The sequence below is a fragment of the Brevundimonas sp. DW-iso22 genome, assembly GCF_058725425.1.
Genome location: NZ_JBZXEB010000004.1, coordinates 61,862 through 81,773 on the forward strand (window position 1 = coordinate 61,862; position 19,912 = coordinate 81,773).

Genomic DNA, 19,912 nt, shown 5'->3' on the forward strand with positions numbered 1-19,912 from the left:
CCTCAGCTCCAGCTGTACCCGGTCTTCGTCTGGGTGAAGAAATCCGCCGCCGCAAAGCCCTGCTCACGCGGGCCATAGCTGGACTTCTTCGTGCCGCCGAACGGCACATGATAGTCCACGCCCGCCGTCGGCAGATTGACCATGACCATCCCCGCCTTGGCCCGCCGCTGGAAATCCCGCGCATGTTTCAGCGAGGTCGTGACAATGCCCGCCGACAGGCCGAACTCGACGCCATTGGCGATGTCCAGCGCCTGTTCGTAGTCCTTGACCCGGATCACCGAGGCCACCGGGCCGAACACCTCTTCGGTATTGATCCGCATATCCGGGGCCGTATCGACAATCAGGGTCGGATCGACGTACCAGCCCGGCGTCTCCAGCGTCAGCCGCCGCCCGCCCTGGGCCACGCGACCGCCCTCGCCGGTCGCAATGTCGATATAGCGATATGACGTCTCCATCTGCGCCTCGCTGACCGCCGGGCCGATGTTGGTCGCCGGGTCCAGCGCATGGCCGACCTTCAGTGCGGCCAGCCTCTCCGTCAGCGCCGCCACGAAGCGGTCGTGAATGCCGTCCTGCACGATCAACCGGCTGGATGCCGTGCACCGCTGACCCGTCGCATAGAAGCAGCCGTCCAGCGCCACAGCCACGGCCCGCTCAAGATCGGCGTCGTCCAGCACGATCAGCGGGTTCTTCCCCCCCATCTCCAGCTGGACCCGCGCCTGGCGCTTGGCCGCCCCCATCGCCACGCCCGCCCCGACGCCCTGCGAACCGGTGAAGCTGATCCCGTCCACCTCCGGATGATCCACGATCGCCTGCCCCACCCCGCCACGCCCGATGACCAGGTTCAGCACCCCGTCGGGCAACCCCGCCTCGTGCAGGATGGCGACCAGAGCCTCGGCCGTCGCAGGCGTCGGCCCCGCCGCCTTCATCACCACCGTATTGCCGAAGGCCAGGGCAGGTGCCGCCTTCCACGCGGGAATGGCGATGGGGAAGTTCCACGGCGTAATCAGGCCGAACACCCCGACCGGCTGCCGCCAGGTCTGGACCTCTACCCCCGGCCGCACCGAGGCCAGGTTCTGGCCGTGCAGACGCAGCGCCTCGCCTGCGAAATACTTCAGGATGCGCGCCGCCCGCGCCGTCTCGCCGATCCCCTCGGCCAGGGTCTTGCCCTCTTCGCGCGACAGCAGACGCCCGACCGTTTCGCGCCGCTCCATCAGAAGCGTACCCGCCCGATCCAGCACATCGGACCGCGCCTCCGGCGACGCCTCGGCCCAGGCCGGGAAGGCCCTGCGTGCCGCATCAACGGCAGCATCCACCTCGGCCACGCCGCCGTCAGGCGTGCGTGCCACGATCTCGCGCGTGTCCGACGTGTTCAGCCCCTCGGCGGGCCGTTCAGCCTCGACCTTTCGGCCATCGATCCAGTGAGAGAGCGCCAGAATGTCTGCCATGGCGATGGTCTAGCCGAGATCATCCGTCATTGAAACGGCCAGCCGGGCAGGATTCCGGGCAGCAAAAAGCCCCGCTGGCGAGCCATGCGGGGCTTTGAGAATGTTTGGGTGCGGGAGCAGGATTTGAACCTGCGACCTTCAGGTTATGAGCCTGACGAGCTACCGGGCTGCTCCATCCCGCGGCAAACGGTAGTGCAAAGGAAGAAGGGTTCGAGAGAACGGGCCCAAGTTTCGTAAAGGGTGCCCGTAAATACAATCATCTATCCGTCTGGTAGACCCGGCAGCGACCTACTCTCCCACGCCTTGAGACGGAGTACCATCGGCTCTGGAGGGCTTAACGACCGAGTTCGGAATGGGATCGGGTGGGGAACCTCCGACATAGCCACCAGGTCAACCAGGCGGATAGACGATTGTGAGAAGACATTGTCGTATTCGAAAATCGAATGAGTTTTGCTGAGAAACGATCAAGCCGATCGGATTATTAGTACCAGTAAGCTTCATGGGTCGCCCCACTTCCACACCTGGCCTATCAACGTGGTAGTCTTCCACGATCCTCAGCGAAGCCTTGTTTTGAGGTTAGTTTCCCGCTTAGATGCTTTCAGCGGTTATCTATTCCATACATAGCTACCCTGCTGCACAACTGGCGTCATGACAGGTCCACCAGAGGTATGTCCATCCCGGTCCTCTCGTACTAGGGACAGATCCTCTCAAGCTTCGAACACCCACGGCAGATAGGGACCAAACTGTCTCACGACGTTCTGAACCCAGCTCACGTACCACTTTAAATGGCGAACAGCCATACCCTTGGGACCTGCTCCAGCCCCAGGATGTGATGAGCCGACATCGAGGTGCCAAACTTTGCCGTCGATATGGACTCTTGGGCAAAATCAGCCTGTTATCCCTAGAGTACCTTTTATCCGTTGAGCGATGGCCCTTCCACGCGGGACCACCGGATCACTATGGCCGACTTTCGTCTCTGCTCGACTTGTCAGTCTCGCAGTCAGGCGGGCTTATGCCATTGCACTCGACGACCGATTTCCGACCGGTCTGAGCCCACCATCGCGCGCCTCCGTTACACTTTAGGAGGCGACCGCCCCAGTCAAACTACCCACCACGCCATGTCCCGGGACCGGATAACGGCCCTCGGTTAGACGTCAACGACAGTAAGGGTGGTATTTCAAGGATGGCTCCACCAGAGCTGGCGCCCCGGTTTCATAGCCTCCCACCTATCCTACACATACGGTCGCTAACGCCAAGGCGAAGCTATAGTAAAGGTTCATAGGGTCTTTCCGTCTGACCGCGGGAACCCCGCATCTTCACGGGGAATTCAATTTCACTGAGCCTGTGCTGGAGACAGTGGGGAAGTCGTTACGCCATTCGTGCAGGTCGGAACTTACCCGACAAGGAATTTCGCTACCTTAGGACCGTTATAGTTACGGCCGCCGTTTACCTGGGCTTCAGTTCGTCGCTTTCACAACTCCCTTTAACCTTCAGGCACCGGGCAGGCGTCAGACCCTATACGTCGCATTGCTGCTTCGCAGAGCCCTGTGTTTTTGCTAAACAGTCGCTACCCCCTGGCTTGTGCCACTCAGTCTAGGTTGCCCTAGGTGAGTCACGCTTATTCCGAAGTTACGCGTGCAATTTGCCGAGTTCCTTCAGCACAGTTCTCTCAAGCGCCTTGGTATGCTCTACCTGACCACCTGTGTCGGTTTCGGGTACGGTCTCTGCTAGAGTTATTTCCAGGGACAACTTCCCTACCAGGAGCAATCCAATAAGCCCTGATAAGTTACGCCATCCGTCACTTCTAGCTGGTGCAGGAATATTTACCTGCTTCCCATCGACTACGCTTTTCAGCCTCGCCTTAGGGGCCGACTAACCCTGCGCAGATTAGCTTTACGCAGGAACCCTTGGTCTTTCGGCGACAGTGTTTCTCACACTGTTTATCGTTACTCATGTCAGCATTCTCACTTCCGATACCTCCAGTCAGGCTCACGCCTGGCCTTCATCGGCTTACGGAACGCTCCGCTACCGCTTGCACATAAGTGCAAACCCATATCTTCGGCGACTGGCTTGAGCCCCGTTACATTTTCCGCGCAGGATCGCTTGATCAGTGAGCTGTTACGCTTTCTTTAAAGGATGGCTGCTTCTAAGCCAACCTCCTGATTGTCAAAGCAATCCCACATCGTTTCCCACTTAGCCAGTACTTGGGGGCCTTAGATGATGGTTAGGGTTGTTTCCCTTTTCACGACGGACGTTAGCACCCGCCGTGTGTCTGCCCGATAGTTCTCTTGGGTATTCGGAGTTTGGTTAGTATTGGTACCGCTCGCGCAGCCCGCAACCATCCAGTGCTCTACCCCCCAAGGAATTCGTCGGACGCTCTACCTAAATAGATTTCGCGGAGAACCAGCTATGTCTAGGTTTGATTGGCCTTTCACCCCTATCCACAAGTCATCCCAGAATTTTTCAACATTCACGGGTTCGGTCCTCCAGTTAGTGTTACCTAACCTTCAACCTGCTCATGGATAGATCACCTAGTTTCGGGTCGTCATACGTCGAACTTAGCGCCCTATTCAGACTCGCTTTCGCTGCGCCTACACCTAACGGCTTAAGCTTGCTCGACACATGAAGTCGCTGACCCATTATACAAAAGGTACGCCGTCACCCCGCATGGGGGCTCCGACTGCTTGTAGGCTTCCGATTTCAGGATCTGTTTCACTCCCCTCGTTGGGGTGCTTTTCACCTTTCCCTCACGGTACTTGTTCACTATCGGTCGTAGAGGAGTACTTAGGCTTGGAGGGTGGTCCCCCCATGTTCAGACAGGATTTCACGTGTCCCGCCCTACTCGAATCTCTTGCTGTTTGACGTCTACGGGGCTGTCACCCGCTATGGCCAACCTTCCCAGGTTGTTCGACTTTATTTCACAAGAGCACTGGCCTGGTCCCGGTTCGCTCGCCACTACTACGGGAGTCTCGGTTGATGTCCTTTCCTCCGGGTACTGAGATGTTTCAGTTCCCCGGGTTCGCTTAATGAACCCTATGTATTCAGGTCATTATACCTTTAAGCAATCAACCAACTCGCACACAGTCCGAAGACTGGGCATGAGTTGGAAGACCACAAAGGTGGGTTTCCCCATTCGGAAATAACCGGATCAAAGGGTGCTAGCGCCTCCCCGGTTCTTATCGCAGCTTGCCACGTCCTTCATCGCCTCTCTACGCCAAGGCATCCGTCAGAAGCCCTTCAACGCTTGATCGTTTCTCAGCAAAACTCATGCATGGATGATCCCGCCGACTGGAAAGAAATGCCGGGGGTCCATGCCTGATTTTTGTCAGACAATGTCTTCTCTCGAACGTGTCCTTGAAGCCTATGAACAGGCCGGACGCATTCTTCCTTTACAATATCAATGCCAGCCAGCGTTGAAGCCGGTGGCAATCTTGATTGCGATCTAACGAGGTCCCGGGGTTCGGGGTCCTGGTGGAGCCAGACGGAGTCGAACCGACGACATCCTGCTTGCAAAGCAGGCGCTCTACCAACTGAGCTATGGCCCCATTTCAGGGTCGAACACAGGAGAGCTGTCAACGATTGTCGTAGCCGGTCCAGCTAGGCTGGTAGGCCCGGGCAGACTCGAACTGCCGACCTTACGCTTATCAGGCGTACGCTCTAACCACCTGAGCTACGGGCCTTCGGCGGCACGACAGCCAGGCAGATTACCCAGGCTCGCGATCGCACTTCCAACCACACCGACCGAATGCCGGATGCTTATGGAAGCGAAAGAGGAAAGAGAAACGGAGACGGCGGCGCCCCGCAGTTTATTGGAGTTCCAATAGACAGCCTCGTGAGAGACGGCCTGGAGAAACATCCTTAGAAAGGAGGTGATCCAGCCGCAGGTTCCCCTACGGCTACCTTGTTACGACTTCACCCCAGTCGCTGACCCTACCGTGGTCGACTGCCTCCTTGCGGTTAGCGCATCGCCTTCGGGTAGAACCAACTCCCATGGTGTGACGGGCGGTGTGTACAAGGCCCGGGAACGTATTCACCGCGGCATGCTGATCCGCGATTACTAGCGATTCCAACTTCATGCCCTCGAGTTGCAGAGGACAATCCGAACTGAGACAACTTTTAAGGATTAACCCTCTGTAGTTGCCATTGTAGCACGTGTGTAGCCCACCCTGTAAGGGCCATGAGGACTTGACGTCATCCCCACCTTCCTCCGGCTTAGCACCGGCAGTCCCATTAGAGTTCCCAACTAAATGATGGCAACTAATGGCGAGGGTTGCGCTCGTTGCGGGACTTAACCCAACATCTCACGACACGAGCTGACGACAGCCATGCAGCACCTGTGTCCTAGTCCCCGAAGGGAAAGCCAGATCTCTCTGGCGGTCCAGGCATGTCAAAAGGTGGTAAGGTTCTGCGCGTTGCTTCGAATTAAACCACATGCTCCACCGCTTGTGCGGGCCCCCGTCAATTCCTTTGAGTTTTAATCTTGCGACCGTACTCCCCAGGCGGATTGCTTAATGCGTTAGCTGCGTCACCGAGTTGTAAACAACCCGACAACTAGCAATCATCGTTTACGGCGTGGACTACCAGGGTATCTAATCCTGTTTGCTCCCCACGCTTTCGAGCCTCAGCGTCAGTAATGATCCAGTATGTCGCCTTCGCCACTGGTGTTCTTCCGAATATCTACGAATTTCACCTCTACACTCGGAGTTCCACATACCTCTATCACACTCAAGACACCCAGTATCAAAGGCAGTTCCAGAGTTGAGCTCTGGGATTTCACCCCTGACTTAAATGTCCGCCTACGCTCCCTTTACGCCCAGTAATTCCGAGCAACGCTAGCCCCCTTCGTATTACCGCGGCTGCTGGCACGAAGTTAGCCGGGGCTTCTTCTCCGGCTACAGTCATTATCTTCACCGGTGAAAGGATTTTACAATCCTAAGACCTTCATCATCCACGCGGCATGGCTGCGTCAGGCTTTCGCCCATTGCGCAAGATTCCCCACTGCTGCCTCCCGTAGGAGTTTGGGCCGTGTCTCAGTCCCAATGTGGCTGGTCATCCTCTCAGACCAGCTACTGATCGTAGCCTTGGTGAGCCATTACCTCACCAACAAGCTAATCAGACGCGGGCCGCTCTAAAGGCGATAAATCTTTCCCCCGAAGGGCACATTCGGCATTACCACCCGTTTCCAGGAGCTATTCCGAACCTAAAGGCACGTTCCCACGTGTTACTCACCCGTCCGCCACTAACCCCGAAGGGTCCGTTCGACTTGCATGTGTTAGGCCTGCCGCCAGCGTTCGCTCTGAGCCAGGATCAAACTCTCAGGTTGAGTTGACTATCTGACCTAAGCAGATCGGTTCGAAAACCGATTGGCATTAGTTCTACGTATTCTTTGACGAGATCCCACGAACGACCAATCCGAAGATCGGGCGTCTATGGTGTCTTTTCAAAAAGACCGCAGATGTCAGCGTCGTTAGACAGTTCCGAAGAACCGTCGCTAGGACACCGCCGCCTGCGTTTCTCTTTCCAGATCAACGATTTCAAAGACCAAGACCGGAAAAACCGGCCCCACTGTTTAGCGCCGGTGAGCGGCGGAGGCGGCGATGTAGTCGCCCCGGTATTCCATGTCAAGCAGTTCTTTCTAGAAGAACCCTCTTCCGCAGCCCGCCCGGAGGCGAGTGAGGCGCGGTGTTTAGCGCCTCATTTTTCTGCGTCAAGTGGTTCTTTTTAAAGAAGAACCAGCCTCTGCAAGTCCACCTCGAAGGCGGCGGAGGCGGCTGTCCAAAGACCCGCTTCTCCGTATCAAACCGGGCTCTTCAGCCATTCCGGGGCGAAGGAAACCAAGGCTTCCAGGCCGCAGAAAACCGTCAGGAGAAGCCCGAGAGGCTTCCCTCTTTTCGTTCCGACGATTCGATCGAAGGCGCGGAACTTAACCGAACAGCCCTTCGGAAGCAAGAACGAACCGTTCCCTTTTCCTGATGGAGCAGAGAGAGACTTTCGTCGCTGCTGCCCCGGCGTCCGGCCCGTTTCCGAGCGAGGCGGGGATATACGCAGCGCCCCTTTTGTCCGCAATCGGAATCCGCATTTTTTGTGAAGTTTCTCGCAGACCCCGGATTGCTCAAAGCGTCACCGCAGAGGGCGCTATCCTGCCCCTATATATGTACGCAGGGATTCCGCCTCATGGGTGGCCTCGGCAATCTGGCACTTCACCACGTCGCCAATGGAGATCACCCCGGCCAATCGCCCGTCGCGTAGCACCGGCAGATGCCGGATTCGGCGGTCCGTCATCCGCTCCATCAGAATCGCAACGGTCTCTGCTGGCGCAGCGAACACCACATCGGCACTCATATATGTAGAGACAGGGCGCTCCAGCGCGGCGATTCCGTCTGCGGCCACAGCGCGAACCACATCCCGCTCTGACAGCACACCCACCACCTTTTCCTCGTCACAGATGATCAGGGCTCCGACCCGCCTGCGATCCAGCTCGGCACAGGCATCGGACAGACGCAGATCCGGGCGGATGACAAAGACAGCCTCGCCCTTGTCCTTGAGAATCTCGGCGACCAGCATCGGCTTCCCCTCCCAGGGTATTGCGCGCGGCCGCGGACGGACCGCATCAGACGAGAGGGTCGCTCACATCGGCCCGAGAATCAAACTGATCCGGCTTCGGCGCAAACCAGGCGAACCAGGGGCCGATCAAGAGGGCCCCTGCCAAATAGCCTATGGCATGGGCCTCCCAGGCGATCTGGAGCCCACCCATACCGGGGGCAAAGCCGATCAGACCGACGGCGGCATTCACCAGCATCAGTATCGCCGAGTTCGTCAGGAATCGCGTGTTTGTGAGCGGGACCGGCCCCCTCCCCCTTCGCCCAAGCAACCTCAGCGCCGCTCCCATCATGCCGAACACCGCCCCTGAGGCTCCCAGAACCGGAACGGAACTGTCCAGATAGAGCAGCCCATAGCCAACGGTCGCGACGGCACCACACATTATATAGAGCAGGAGAAAAACAGCGCCGCCCTTCGTTCCGGGGAACAGCCTGGCGACGGCCGGCGCAAAGGCCAGGGCCGCAAGCGCGTTCATGATGACATGACCCCACCCGGTGTGGACGAACATCGACGTCAGAACGCCGGGCCACCAGCCGCGGTCCACCAATGCTGACGACCGGAACGCCAGCGACAACCCTCCGTCCGGCAGCGTTGTCTGCAAAATATAGAGTGCAGGCATTGACGCGACCAGCAGCACCGCCACCAGCGGCGCATTGAAGATCGGCGGTTCGGAACGGTCGGTCAGGGCGTGTCTCCGGTCGGGTCAGAGCGCTGAATCACAACGATGTTCACCATGGCAAGCGGTTCTTAATAACCATGCTCCAGAGTGGCACACAGGGTCTTGTGCGACCCGCGTCGTTTTGGCCCGAGGATTGCTCATGTCCATCCGTTCCATCCTGCCCCTCGCGGCGGTCGCGCTGCTGGCGCTGCCCGCCGTGGCCGTCGCCCAGTCGGCAGGCTCCACTGGCATGGCCAACTACCAGTCCGGCTACGGCGGCTCGCGCTACACGACCAGCCAGGCCCAGACCGGCTCGACACGCGATGCCAACGGCAACCGTCTGATCGTTGACGGCCTGATCCAGTCCGGTGCCAGCGCCTATTCCCGCCAGTCGGGTGGCGTCGCTTCGGCCTATGCGGGTGCGGGCCAGAACGGAAACGGCACGGCCATTGGCGGCTCAACCGCCATCGGCAACAACCTGAACGTCGTGGTTCAGGGCAACAATAATGTGGTCATCGTCAACTCCCGTCAGGTCAACAACGGCAACGTCAACGCCGGGACCAGCCTGAACGGCACCCTGAGGCTTCCATGAGCGTAGGCTCCATCTCTCGCCGCCTTCGCGTGGCCGGCGTCGCCTGCGCGACAGCGGCCCTGCTCAGCGGCTGTATCTCGGCCACGGCCGATTCCAGCGGGCGCTATGCGACGCCGATCGGCAATGCGCCGGTCACCGCCAACCCGACCCCCTATTCGGCGGCCCTGTACTGCATGGCCGATTACGCGCGCCGCTATAACCTGCCCTCCCCGCGCATGGCCGTCGGCCGGATCAGCGACTACACCGGCACGGTCTCGGCCGACGGCGGCCGCCAGATCACTGGCGGTGCCTCCCTGATGGCCATGAGCGCCCTGGCCAAGTCCGGTGCTCACATCGTCGAACGTTATGACACCTCCGTCTCCGAGATGGAGCTGCGCTACGCCAACAACCGCCTGATCGGCGACCAGGCGGCAGAGGGTGGCGACACCGAATATCGCCGCATCATCGCCGGCCAGGTGCCGGGCTCCGACTTCTTCGTCGTCGGCGGCATCACCGAGGTGAACTACAACATCCGCTCGGGTGGCTTCGACGCGGCCGCCGGTCAGGTCGAGACGGGCACGCCGCTGTCCACGGCCTTCAGCGGCAAATCCTACGTCATGAACGTCGCCATCGACCTTCGTCTGGTCCAGACCCAGACGATGGAGGTCGTCGATGTCGTCTCCTATCAGAAGCAGATCATCGGCCGCGAAATCTCCGCCGGCGTCTTCGACTTCCTGAACGGCAACGTCTTCGACATCTCGGCGGGCGAAGGCGGGCTGGAACCCGTCCAGCTGGCGGTGCGGGCACTGATCGAGCGCGCCACCGTCGAATTCATGGCCAATCTGTATGGCGCTCCGGGACCGGAGGTCTGCCTGTCGGCCGGACCCGATCCTCTGGGCGGCACCGTCGGCCCGACCGGCGGCTACTATCCCGCCTACCCCAACACGGACACGAACAATGGCGCAACACGAGCGGATCCGTCTCGCTGGCACGATGCTCGCGACGGCGATGTTCGCCGCAGTCGCTACTGACGCCTGCGCGCAAACGCCTCCCCCGCCCCAGGATGACAGCGTCGTCCTGAACAATCAGCTGCAACTGGGCGATGTCATCGCGGGCCAGACGCTGAACGTGGTCAATGCCCAGGAACAGGTCACGGTCACCACCGTGACCCAGGGGAATACGATCAGCGGCGCCGTCTACAACGGCAGCATCACGGTCACCTCGACGCAGGATATGCGCGGCGACTCGGTCGCCCGCACCGACATCAACGCCTCTGGCGACACCTATGGCGTGATCAATGCGACGACCCAGGCCGCCGGCAACTATCTCGCCGCCAGCGGCTACGGGGCCGACGTGACGCTGGACGCGACCCAGTCGAACACCGGCGGTCTGGTCAGCGCGACCACCGAGGTGGGGCCTGCAGGGTCGGCACGCCTTCTGGGCGGTGCGAACATCAACGCCACGGCCATTTCCAACACCGTCGCGGCCTATGGCGAAGGGGCCTTCATCGATGGCTCTGTTGATCAGTCGTCCTCGGCCACCGTCCGCTCGTTCGGCCGTATCCAGGCGCAATACATCCCCGCCACCGCAGGCGTGACCAGCCAGGCCATCGCCAATGCGGTCGAGGTCAACTCCGGCCAGACCTCTGGCCAGAACCTGACCATCGGCCAGCGCTCGACCGGCGATTTCATCGAGGCCGAAGCCAGTTCCAGCGCCGGCAACGCCTGGGACCTGGCCGCCCGCGCCCGCGCCAGCGCCAACCAGGCCAATCTGTATAATCAGGGCGGAAGCGTCGTTGTCGCCTCGGATCAGCAGAACGGAAGCTTCGTCCGCTCCTCGGCCCTGACCACCGCCTTCGACTATGGTGCGACCACGGCCTCGTCGCGCGCCGCCGGCAACGATCTGTCCGTCGGGAACAACGACATCTATCTGGAGCTGGACAATACCCAGCTGAACACGGGCGGCGTCGATTCCACCGCCACCTTCAGCGGCACCGATGGCTACGACGTCTATGTCGGGGCCGACGCCGTGGGCAACAACGTCACCGGCTACGGCTGCTCGACCTGCAATGGCTATATGGAAGTCCGCAACACCCAGACCAACGAAGGTGACGTCTCCGCGACGGCCAACACCACCGTCGCCGGGTCGGGCCGCGCCGTGATCACGGGGGCCAATGCCACCGGCAACTCGGCGACCTTCTATGTCTCACGCCCCGGAAATTAACATTCGGTAACTTGCGTCAAGCGTCCTTGTCACCGAAAGGTGGCACAGGACCGTGACAACTTCCTGCCACAGTCCCAGACCTTGACCGGCGCGGCCTCATCGAAGGCCCCTGCGCCCTTCGGAAAGAGACTGTCTTATGCGTTCCCCTCGTCGCCTGCTTCTACTCGTCGCCGCCTCGGCCAGCGTCCTGATCACCGCCGCCCCGGCCCTGGCCCAGGCTCAGGCCCCCACCGATCCGTTCGCCCAGGCGACCAGCGACATTCCCGCAGACAGCAACGTCCGTTTCGGCACCCTGCCCAATGGCATGCAGTACGCCCTGCTGCGCAATGCGACGCCTCCCGGTCAGGCCAGCTTCCGACTGCGCATCGACGCCGGCTCTTTGATGGAAAATGAGGACCAGCTGGGTCTGGCTCACTTCATGGAGCACATGGCCTTCAACGGCACGACGAACATCCCCGAGAACGACCTGCTGCGCATTCTCGAGCGTCTGGGCCTGGCCTTCGGTGCCGATACCAATGCCTACACCAGCTTCGACGAGACGGTGTACATGCTGGAACTGCCTCGGACGAACGACGAGACCGTCGACACCTCCCTGCGCATCATGCGTGAACAGGTCTCCGAAGCCCTGATGGCTCCAGAAGCCGTCGATGCCGAACGCGGCGTGATTGTCGGCGAAGAACGCCTGCGCAACACCCCTGGCCTGCGCTCCATCAAGGCCCAGATCGGCCTGCTGGCACCCGGCCAGCGCCTGGCCAATCGCCTGCCGATCGGCGACCTGAACATTATCCGCACGGCCCCCCGCGAGCGTTTCGTGGAATTCTACAACGGCTACTATCGCCCCGAACGCGCGACCTTTGTGGCCGTCGGCGACTTCGATGTCGACGTCATGGAAGCCAAGGTACGCGCCGAGTTCAGCGAATGGCAGGGCAAGGGTCCCGCCGCCCCTGAACCCGATCTGGGCACCGTCGCCCCGCGTGAACCGGAAACCGCCATCTTGGTCGAGCCCGGCATTCAGTCCTCCATCCAGATCAACTGGACCCGCGCGCCGGACCGCAATCCCGACACTGTTTCAGAGCGTCGGCAAGACCTGCTGCGCAGCCTCGGCACAGCTGTCCTGAACCGCCGCCTGGGCGAACTGGCCCGCGCCGATAATCCGCCCTTCATCAGCGCCGGTGGCGGTGAAGGTGAACTGGCCGACAGTGTCGCGATCGCTTCAGTCTCCGCCCAGTTCAATCCCGGCGAATGGAAGCGGGCGCTGGAAACCATCGAGCAGGAGCAGCGCCGCCTGGTCCAGTACGGTGTTTCAGACGCCGAACTTCAGCGAGAAATCACGGAAAGTCGCACCGCGCTGGAGAACGCCGTCGCCGGTGCCGCCACGCGGCGCACGCCTGCTCTGGCTGGAGCCCTGGCCGGCTCGGTCAACGCCCAAACCGTCTTCACCGCGCCTCAGACCAATCTGGACCTGTTTAACGCTGCGACCGAAGGCCTGACCGCAGCCCAGGTCAATGAAGCCATCAAGCCTGTCTTTGAAGGTGGCGGCCCGCTGGCCCTGGTTGTCACCCCCGTCGAGATCGAAGGCGGCGAAGCGGCCGTCACCGCGGCGTTGGAGGCTTCACGCCTTGTGCCCGTCGCCGCCCCCGCTGCTCAAGCTGACCTGGAGTGGCCCTATGCCGAGTTCGGCACCCCCGGCACGGTCGCCAGCCGTACCGAAATCGCCTCGGTCGGGGCCACGGTCGTGACCTTTGCCAATGGCGTGCGCCTGACGGTCAAGCCCACCGACTTCCGCGACGAACAGGTTCTGGTCAGCGTGCGCACCGGCATCGGCGAACTGGGCCTGCCTGTCGACCGGATCGAGCCTCAGGCTCTGTCACCGCTGGTCTTCGCGGCCGGTGGTCTGGGCAAGCTTACAGCGGACGAACTCAGCCGCGTCCTGAATGGCCGCATCTATTCGGCGGGCTATTCGCTGGACGGCGATTCCTACGTCCTGTCCGGTGCGACCCGGCCACAAGATCTGCAACTGCAGACTCAGGTTCTGGCCGCCTATCTGACCGATCCGGGTCTGCGTCCTGCGCCGTTCCAGCAGATCAAGGCCTTCTTCCCCCAGATCATTGCCCAGCAGATGGCGACACCGGGTGGAGCCTTCAGCCTTCAGGCCTCCGAACTTCTGGCCAGCGGAGACAAGCGCGAAGCTCTGCCGACTGCAGAGGAAATCGCCGGCTGGACCAATGAGCAGATGAGCGAAGGCGTTCGCCAGGGCCTGTCCACCGGCCCGATCGACGTTGTCATGGTCGGCGACGTCACCGTCGATGATGCCATCGCCAGCATTGCCTCGACCTTTGGTGCCCTGCCTGCGCGTGGTCCCGACCTGGCCCCCGCTCCCGGTGCAGATCAGCGCCGTTTCCCGGCGGGTAACGCCGAGCCTGTCCGACTGACCCACAACGGTCCGGCCGAACAGACCCTGGCCTACATCGCCTGGCCTACCACCGATGCTGTCGATGACCGGACCGCTGCCCGTCAGGCCAGCATCCTGTCCGAAGTCCTCAAGCTGCGCGTTCTGGACGAGATCCGCGAGCGTCAGGCTCTGGCCTATTCGCCCGGCGTCGGTGCCAGCGCCTCGGACGTCTTCCCCGGCTATGGCTCCATCTCCATCCGGGCCGAGATCGCGTCCGACAAGGCCGACGCCTTCTGGACGGCCGTCAGCGACATCGTCGCCAACCTGCGCGACACGCCGGTGACCGATGACGAACTGAACCGCGCTCGCCTGCCCGTAATCGAGACCCTGCGCCGCAGTCAGGCGGGAAATGAATACTGGCTGGGTCAACTGTCGGAGGTCGCCGAGAAGCCGGCCAATGTCGAGCAGACCCTCAGCCACATCTCGGACCTGGAGGCCATCACCCCGGCCGACATCCAGCGCCTCGCCCAGCAGTATCTGAAGTCGGATACCGCCTGGCGCGCTCTCGTCGTGTCCGCCAACCCGGCGACCGCTGCTGCTACACCTGCCGCCCAATAGGCAGGACAATCACCAGGACGAAAAAAGGCCCCGGTGGATCGCTCCACCGGGGCCAGTTCGTTTCTCAGGATCGTCGACGAAGCCGACGCTGTATCTCTAGGCCGGTGCGGCTGACCCGCACCTGAACGGGGCATTCACGCCCGTTCAGAATACCCGGCCACCCACGCCACCATCCAGGGTCATGGTCGCGCCGGACACCATGGCGGCGGCTTCCTCGACCCACTCTTCGCGGTAGTCCGTGTAGGTTTCCTCACGGAACAGGGTCAGGATCTTCACCCCGGCCCCATAGCGGCGCAGCAGCGAACGCTCGTTGCAGTCGCGCTCGGCCTTCTGGGTCCGGCACTCGACCGTCCCGCCATTGCCGAACCACAGGGCCTGACCACGCTCGCAGCGCATGGTCTCGCCGTGGTCGAAATTGATGTCGCCCGAGTAGTCCGCGATTGTGGCCTGCAGATAGGTTCCGGCGAGGCAGCGATACAGCTCGCCCTCATAGTCCAGGCTTACGTCACGACCCGCGCGAACCTGTGACGCCGCGTGGGGCACATTGCGCGCATCGATGCAGAAGGCCTGGATGACGACGCGCTTCTCGACCCGACGGCTCGCCTCAAAGGCCACGCGGTTGAGCCGGCGTGTCACCCCACCCTCGACGTTCAAGCCGTTGATTGAGGTCGGATAGGGCTGATCGACCGTCACATAGGCGGAGCCGCCCCCACCCCCGCCGTAGAAGCCTCCGCCCGAGCGGGCACCGATGAAGCCACGGCCGGAGTTGGAGTTCGCATTGGAGTTGGCATTGCCGTTCGCATTGCCATTGGCGTTGACGTTCACATTGACGTTCACGCCGAAGTTCCCGCCGCCAAACGGCGGTGATGGCGGCTGGCCACAGCATGACGGGGGCGGAGGTGGCGGCGGTGGTGGCGGCGGGGGCTCGCAGCACGGCGGCGGCGGGGGCTCGCAGCCTGCGCCGCATTGCGCCGCCGCCTTGTCGGCAAAGGCCGTCAGGGCAACGAAGCCCACCAGGGCCGGCAGCCATGTCTTGATCCGCACCCGCATGGGCCGACCCTCCAGAAATTTCGCACGCGCGCCGCAAGGGGTGCGGCGCTCCAGCCGGCATCAAGACAGCAAAAGCCTTTCATTTCCGTTGCCTTCGCCCGGCCCAACTCCGGCGTAGGTCTTGCGACGCGGCAGCCGGAGGCCGTTTCGATGTTCCATGCCGACACACATTTGCTGATCGATCACTGGACGAGCCTGTCGCGCCGGCCATCGACCACGGCTGGCGTTCCAAATCGCAACAGCTTTCATCCCGATGCCATGGGCCTTCGCCTGCCCCGCCTGTTCATGGCCGAGATCAATGTGGGTGGCTGCAGACTGCGGACCGCCGGCAGCTGGATCGAGTCGTTCCACGGATTGACGCAGAAAGATCGTTCGCTGCTGACCCTGTGGCGCGAAACCTCGCACGCCATGGTCTCGGCCGCCTTGGCTCAGTGCATTCAGGAAGCGCGCCCCGTCGTCATCAAGGCCGCCATCGGCCTGTCCGGTGATCTGATCGAGGTCACCCTGGCCCCCTTGCGCGGGCCTTCCGGACAGATCGACCGCGTGGTCGGTCTTTACGCACCCCTTTCGACCCTGGCTTTTGGTGAAGGCGACAGCCGGTTGCTGACGGGTCGCGTCTGCATTGGCGTCGGCACGACAGGCCGCCCGCCCCTTAGCCTGGCCGCCATCCACGGCCGCCGCATCGCCTGAAACCCTTCCCTACTCTGACACCTCGGTCAGATCGTCGATGTAGCGCTTCCAGTTCTGGACGTAGTGCTGGGCCGACACCCTCAACGCTTCGATCTGGCCGGGCTCCAGTTCGCGCACCACCTTGCCGGGCTGACCCATGACCAGACTGTTGTCCGGGATCACCTTGCCCTCGGTGATCAGGGCATTGGCCCCGATCAGACAGTTTTTCCCGATCTTCGCCCGGCCCAGCACCACTGCGCCGATGCCGATCAGGGTGTTGTCCCCGATCTCGCAGCTGTGCAGCATCACCATATGCCCGACCGTGACCCCGTCGCCGATCGTCAGAGGCTCTCCGGGGTCTGAATGCAGCACGCTGCCATCCTGAATATTGGTGTCGCGCCCGATCGTGATCGGATCATTGTCGCCGCGCACGACCGCCCCGAACCAGATACTGGCGCCGGGCTTCAGAATCACGTCACCTGACACAGTCGCGTTCGGTGCAATCCAGTATTCGCCCTTTGGCGGAAGCTGCGGTTTCTTGTCCGCCAACGCATAAACCGTCATGAAATCATCACCTTATTCTTCGTCGATTGGGCGCTTTAACCCATCGTAAACCACGCTAGCATCATTCTGTTGATGCGATTCGAGGTCGCCATTTCGGCCCCGGATCCGAAACCGGATCAAGCCCGGTCCGGTCATAGCCCAAGGAGGACGCGCGTGACGCGTTCCGGTCGGCGGTCTTCTCCGCTGTCAGTCCCCCCCTCGATCAGAGGGCGTGTCTGTGACCCGGCGCTTGCGTTCCCGTCCTCGACTTCCTCCCCACTGTCTCCCCAGGCGATGCTTTTGCGGCATCGCCTTTTTCATGCCTGAAGGAATGAGGCGTCCATGACCAAGCGTGCAGCCATCAAGCGACAGACCCGCGACACCGGCCGTGAACACGGTGTCCTGGATACCCGCCAGTTCATGGACGATGCCAAGGTGAGACGTCTGCCAACACACGCAGGCTGGTCGCCGCTTCCGTCCAATGACGACCGTGACCAGGCCTATCTGAAGACCCTCAAGCCCAAGTCCGAAGGTCAGGCCGAACTGATGGCCGCCATTGACCACCACAATCTGGTCCTGGCCCTCGGTCCGGCAGGCACGGGCAAGACCTACCTCGCCGTTGCCAAGGCCGTGGAGGCTCTGGAAGCCGGAAAGATCGGCCGCATCGTCCTCAGCCGTCCCGCTGTCGAGGCAGGCGAATCCATCGGCTTCCTGCCCGGCGACATGGAGGACAAGCTGGCCCCCTATCTGCGCCCGCTCTACGACGCCCTGTCCGATCGCCTGTCGATGAAGCGGGTCAAGGCCCTGATGGCCGAGGGGCTGATCGAGATCGCCCCCATCGGCTACATGCGCGGCCGCACACTGAACAACGCCTTCATCGTCGTCGATGAGGCCCAGAACTGCACCTACGTCCAGCTCAAGATGCTGCTGACCCGCTTGGGCTGGCATTCGACCATGGTGGTCACCGGCGACCCGCAGCAGTCGGACCTCTTGCCCGGCATCTCCGGCCTGGCCGACATCGCCGAGCGACTGAAGGCCGTGCCCGACATCTCGGTCGTCAAACTGGCCGAGGGCGACATCGTCCGCCACCCGCTGGTTGCCTCAATGATCGGGGTGCTCTGACCGCAGCCTAGACCAGGTCGGTCACCTTCGGCCCGCTCGCGATCGAGGCCTCTGCAGCCTCGGCGCGGGCGATCCGTTGGGGATCCGGCGCGGCCCCCATCCGGTCGATCAGCTTGAACACGAACGGGTGAAGCGAAATCGACAGCAGGGCAGCAGCCAGGATCAGGTCGTGCGTCTCCTGGCTCATGGCCCCCAGGCTCATGCTCAGAGCGGCAAGGATGAAGCTGAACTCCCCGATCTGGGCCAGGGATGCCGCCACGGTCAGGCTGGTCTTGCGATCCAATTTGAAAGCCGTGGTGATGACCAGGGCTGCCACTGTCTTGCCAACGATGACGATGCCCAGCACGCCCAGAACGGCCCAGGGCTGCTGAACCAGGATCATGGGGTCGAACAGCATGCCGACCGAGACGAAGAACAGCACCGCGAACGCATCACGCAGCGGCAACGACCGCTCCGCCGCATTGTGCCCCAGCGGCGTTCCGTTCAGCACCAGCCCCGCCAGGAAGGCTCCCAGGGCGAACGAGTGGAATAGCTGATAGGCAATCCAGGCGATCCCCAGCGCAATGGCCAGGACCCCGAGCGTGAAAAGCTCCCGCGACTTGGTATGGGCGATCTTGATCAGCAGCCAGGGCAGGACGCGCCCCCCCACGATCAGCATGAAGGCCACGAACGCGCCCACCTTGACCAGCGTCCAGGCCATACTGAGCGCCAGCGGTCCGGCAGCGACTTCCTGACCGGCGGGGACGACCATCATCGGCAGCATGACGAGCGCCAGCACGATCACCAGATCTTCGACGATCAGCCAGCCGACCGCGATTCGTCCGATCTCACCCTTGTTCTGCCGGCGCTCTTCCAGGGCCCGCATCAGCACGACGGTCGATGCCACCGACAGCGCAAAGCCCATCAGAAGCGCCTCGACATCCGACATGCCCAGCAGGAAACGCCCCAGCAACCAGCCCAGTCCGATAGCCGAGGCGATCTGCACCAAAGCCCCCGGCACCGCGACCTTGCGGACCTTCATCAGGTCCTTGGGCGAGAAATGCAGCCCGACGCCGAACATCAACAGGATGACGCCGATCTCGGCCAGCTGCGGAGCCAGTTCAGGGTCGGCCACAAAGCCGATCGTATGCGGTCCGACCGCAATCCCCGCAACCAGATAGCCGACCAGCGGAGACAGCTTCAGCCGGTTCGCCAACATGCCGAAGATGAAAGCCAGCACGAAGCCGCCGACCAGTATCAGAATCAGGCTGTCGGCATGCGGCATCGGCGCTCCTTCGATATGGGCAGAGAATTACTCGGTTGTTTAAGCGCTACATTTGGGGCGATGCCGACCTGACGGCAACCCTTTCTGGCCGGGAAACCGCTTCTCAACGCGATCGCACCGTGCATTTCCGCGCTTTTTGCCTCTTCGCGGGCTGCGACGGGGCTGCTAACCGGAGCGCTTCACAATTCAGCGGCCCGAATGAAAATCCCACGCATCGCCTATGCCGCCTTCGGCCTGGCCCTCTTCATCGTCATTTTCGACCAGCTGACCAAGGCCTGGATCATTTCAGGCCTGGACTTGCAGGAGATGGGGCAGGTCACCGTCCTGCCGCCGATCTTCAACCTGACCTGGGTCGAAAACCGCGGCGTCAGTTTCGGCCTGTTCGGCGACGGCTCGGCCCGCTGGTATCTGAGCGTCTTCTCGATCCTCGTAGCCGGAGCCCTGGGCTGGTGGGCTCTGAAGGCCGACCGCCGCCTGCTGATCGCCGCCATCGGTCTGGTCATGGGCGGGGCCATCGGCAATGTTATCGACCGGATCCGGTTTGGCTTCGTCGTCGACTTTCTGGATTTCTCTGGCACGGGGTTCTTCCCCTGGGTCTTCAACGTCGCCGACAGTGCCATTTCCATCGGTGTCGTCCTGCTGATCTGGGACAGTCTGCGTGCCGAACAGGCGGCCAAGGTTGGCGGCGCCGCCGAAAAGTCGTAATCAAACGCTTCATCCACGGTCTGACATGCGCGCCCGCCTCGGCTGCGCGATC

13 protein-coding genes, 3 tRNA genes and 3 rRNA genes are annotated in these 19,912 nt (G+C 61.8%); 7 read left to right on the top strand and 12 right to left on the bottom strand.

The genetic code is table 11. The annotated features are described in order from the left end of the window. Positions 1-2: 2 nt before the first annotated feature. The 9 genes from AC4PRM_RS06470 to AC4PRM_RS06510 all read right to left on the bottom strand — a co-directional run bounded on the left by AC4PRM_RS06470 (position 3) and on the right by AC4PRM_RS06510 (position 8,688). Positions 3-1,445, bottom strand: coding sequence for an aldehyde dehydrogenase family protein (locus AC4PRM_RS06470; RefSeq protein ID WP_492039230.1), 1,443 nt, complete (start codon positions 1,443-1,445; stop codon positions 3-5). 105 nt (positions 1,446-1,550) lie between these two features. Beyond that, positions 1,551-1,627 (bottom strand) — tRNA-Met (locus AC4PRM_RS06475). A gap of 93 nt (positions 1,628-1,720) precedes the next feature. Then, positions 1,721-1,835, bottom strand: a 5S ribosomal RNA gene (rrf, locus tag AC4PRM_RS06480). Positions 1,836-1,905: 70 nt separating this feature from the next. Beyond that, positions 1,906-4,695 (bottom strand): 23S ribosomal RNA (locus AC4PRM_RS06485). Positions 4,696-4,914: 219 nt separating this feature from the next. Then, positions 4,915-4,990: transfer RNA gene (locus AC4PRM_RS06490), tRNA-Ala, on the bottom strand. Between the two features lie 58 nt (positions 4,991-5,048). Continuing rightward, positions 5,049-5,125, bottom strand: a tRNA-Ile gene (locus tag AC4PRM_RS06495). A gap of 182 nt (positions 5,126-5,307) precedes the next feature. Next, positions 5,308-6,768: ribosomal RNA gene (locus AC4PRM_RS06500) — 16S ribosomal RNA — on the bottom strand. Together the 16S, 23S and 5S rRNA genes with 3 tRNA genes alongside form the textbook arrangement of a ribosomal RNA operon. An 812-nt stretch (positions 6,769-7,580) precedes the next feature. Continuing rightward, positions 7,581-8,009 carry a CBS domain-containing protein gene (locus tag AC4PRM_RS06505; RefSeq protein WP_492039231.1) on the bottom strand — a complete coding sequence of 143 codons (429 nt, stop codon included), beginning with the start codon at positions 8,007-8,009 and terminating at the stop codon, positions 7,581-7,583. A 46-nt stretch (positions 8,010-8,055) separates the two neighbouring features. After that, positions 8,056-8,688, bottom strand: a complete 633-nt coding sequence (locus tag AC4PRM_RS06510) for a rhomboid family intramembrane serine protease (RefSeq protein WP_492039232.1) — start codon at positions 8,686-8,688, stop codon at positions 8,056-8,058. Positions 8,689-8,863: 175 nt separating this feature from the next. Between AC4PRM_RS06510 and hfaA the strand changes: the two genes are divergently transcribed. The 4 genes from hfaA (at position 8,864) to AC4PRM_RS06530 (ending at position 14,507) form a co-directional block, all read left to right on the top strand. Next, the gene (gene hfaA, locus AC4PRM_RS06515; RefSeq protein ID WP_492039233.1) at positions 8,864-9,295 is read left to right on the top strand and encodes a holdfast anchoring protein HfaA; all 432 of its coding nucleotides are present in this window, start codon (positions 8,864-8,866) and stop codon (positions 9,293-9,295) included. Next, a complete protein-coding gene (gene hfaB / locus AC4PRM_RS06520) occupies positions 9,292-10,305 on the top strand; it encodes a holdfast anchoring protein HfaB (protein WP_492039234.1) in 1,014 nt (337 codons plus the stop codon). Before hfaA ends, hfaB begins: the two co-directional genes overlap by 4 nt. Further along, positions 10,232-11,497 carry a holdfast anchor protein HfaD gene (gene hfaD / locus AC4PRM_RS06525; protein WP_492039235.1) on the top strand — a complete coding sequence of 422 codons (1,266 nt, stop codon included), beginning with the start codon at positions 10,232-10,234 and terminating at the stop codon, positions 11,495-11,497. The genes hfaB and hfaD overlap by 74 nt, the downstream gene beginning before the upstream one ends. A gap of 136 nt (positions 11,498-11,633) precedes the next feature. Beyond that, on the top strand, positions 11,634-14,507 hold the full coding sequence (locus AC4PRM_RS06530) for a M16 family metallopeptidase (protein WP_492039236.1): 2,874 nt from the start codon (positions 11,634-11,636) through the stop codon (positions 14,505-14,507). 144 nt (positions 14,508-14,651) lie between these two features. On the opposite strand, the gene AC4PRM_RS06535 is transcribed toward AC4PRM_RS06530, so the two are convergent. Continuing rightward, a complete protein-coding gene (locus AC4PRM_RS06535; protein ID WP_492039237.1) occupies positions 14,652-15,557 on the bottom strand; it encodes a hypothetical protein in 906 nt (301 codons plus the stop codon). Positions 15,558-15,707: 150 nt separating this feature from the next. Here AC4PRM_RS06535 and AC4PRM_RS06540 point away from each other — a divergent pair, with 150 nt between their 5' ends. Continuing rightward, positions 15,708-16,247, top strand: coding sequence for a PAS domain-containing protein (locus AC4PRM_RS06540; protein ID WP_492039238.1), 540 nt, complete (start codon positions 15,708-15,710; stop codon positions 16,245-16,247). Positions 16,248-16,256: 9 nt separating this feature from the next. On the opposite strand, the gene AC4PRM_RS06545 is transcribed toward AC4PRM_RS06540, so the two are convergent. Beyond that, entirely contained in the window at positions 16,257-16,790 is a 534-nt protein-coding gene (locus AC4PRM_RS06545; RefSeq protein WP_373257713.1) for a gamma carbonic anhydrase family protein, read from the bottom strand. Positions 16,791-17,111: 321 nt separating this feature from the next. On the opposite strand from AC4PRM_RS06545, the gene AC4PRM_RS06550 reads away from it, so the two are divergent. Beyond that, positions 17,112-17,891, top strand: a complete 780-nt coding sequence (locus AC4PRM_RS06550) for a PhoH family protein (protein ID WP_373257715.1) — start codon at positions 17,112-17,114, stop codon at positions 17,889-17,891. 7 nt (positions 17,892-17,898) lie between these two features. On the opposite strand, the gene AC4PRM_RS06555 is transcribed toward AC4PRM_RS06550, so the two are convergent. Next, positions 17,899-19,155 carry a cation:proton antiporter domain-containing protein gene (locus AC4PRM_RS06555; RefSeq protein ID WP_487922713.1) on the bottom strand — a complete coding sequence of 419 codons (1,257 nt, stop codon included), beginning with the start codon at positions 19,153-19,155 and terminating at the stop codon, positions 17,899-17,901. Between the two features lie 198 nt (positions 19,156-19,353). On the opposite strand from AC4PRM_RS06555, the gene lspA reads away from it, so the two are divergent. Further along, positions 19,354-19,860, top strand: a complete 507-nt coding sequence (gene lspA / locus AC4PRM_RS06560) for a signal peptidase II (protein WP_492039239.1) — start codon at positions 19,354-19,356, stop codon at positions 19,858-19,860. The last annotated feature ends 52 nt before the right edge of the window (positions 19,861-19,912 follow it).

Bases quoted from the DNA above. Each gene is read 5' to 3' on its own strand.
- AC4PRM_RS06470 (WP_492039230.1), bottom strand. From the start codon at position 1,445: ATGGCAGACATTCTGGCGCTCTCTCACTGGATCGATGGCCGAAAGGTC.
- AC4PRM_RS06505 (WP_492039231.1), bottom strand. From the start codon at position 8,009: ATGCTGGTCGCCGAGATTCTCAAGGACAAGGGCGAGGCTGTCTTTGTC.
- hfaA (WP_492039233.1), top strand. From the start codon at position 8,864: ATGTCCATCCGTTCCATCCTGCCCCTCGCGGCGGTCGCGCTGCTGGCG.
- hfaB (WP_492039234.1), top strand. From the start codon at position 9,292: ATGAGCGTAGGCTCCATCTCTCGCCGCCTTCGCGTGGCCGGCGTCGCC.
- hfaD (WP_492039235.1), top strand. From the start codon at position 10,232: ATGGCGCAACACGAGCGGATCCGTCTCGCTGGCACGATGCTCGCGACG.
- AC4PRM_RS06530 (WP_492039236.1), top strand. From the start codon at position 11,634: ATGCGTTCCCCTCGTCGCCTGCTTCTACTCGTCGCCGCCTCGGCCAGC.
- AC4PRM_RS06535 (WP_492039237.1), bottom strand. From the start codon at position 15,557: ATGCGGGTGCGGATCAAGACATGGCTGCCGGCCCTGGTGGGCTTCGTT.
- AC4PRM_RS06540 (WP_492039238.1), top strand. From the start codon at position 15,708: ATGTTCCATGCCGACACACATTTGCTGATCGATCACTGGACGAGCCTG.
- AC4PRM_RS06545 (WP_373257713.1), bottom strand. From the start codon at position 16,790: ATGACGGTTTATGCGTTGGCGGACAAGAAACCGCAGCTTCCGCCAAAG.
- AC4PRM_RS06550 (WP_373257715.1), top strand. From the start codon at position 17,112: ATGACCAAGCGTGCAGCCATCAAGCGACAGACCCGCGACACCGGCCGT.
- AC4PRM_RS06555 (WP_487922713.1), bottom strand. From the start codon at position 19,155: ATGCCGCATGCCGACAGCCTGATTCTGATACTGGTCGGCGGCTTCGTG.
- lspA (WP_492039239.1), top strand. From the start codon at position 19,354: ATGAAAATCCCACGCATCGCCTATGCCGCCTTCGGCCTGGCCCTCTTC.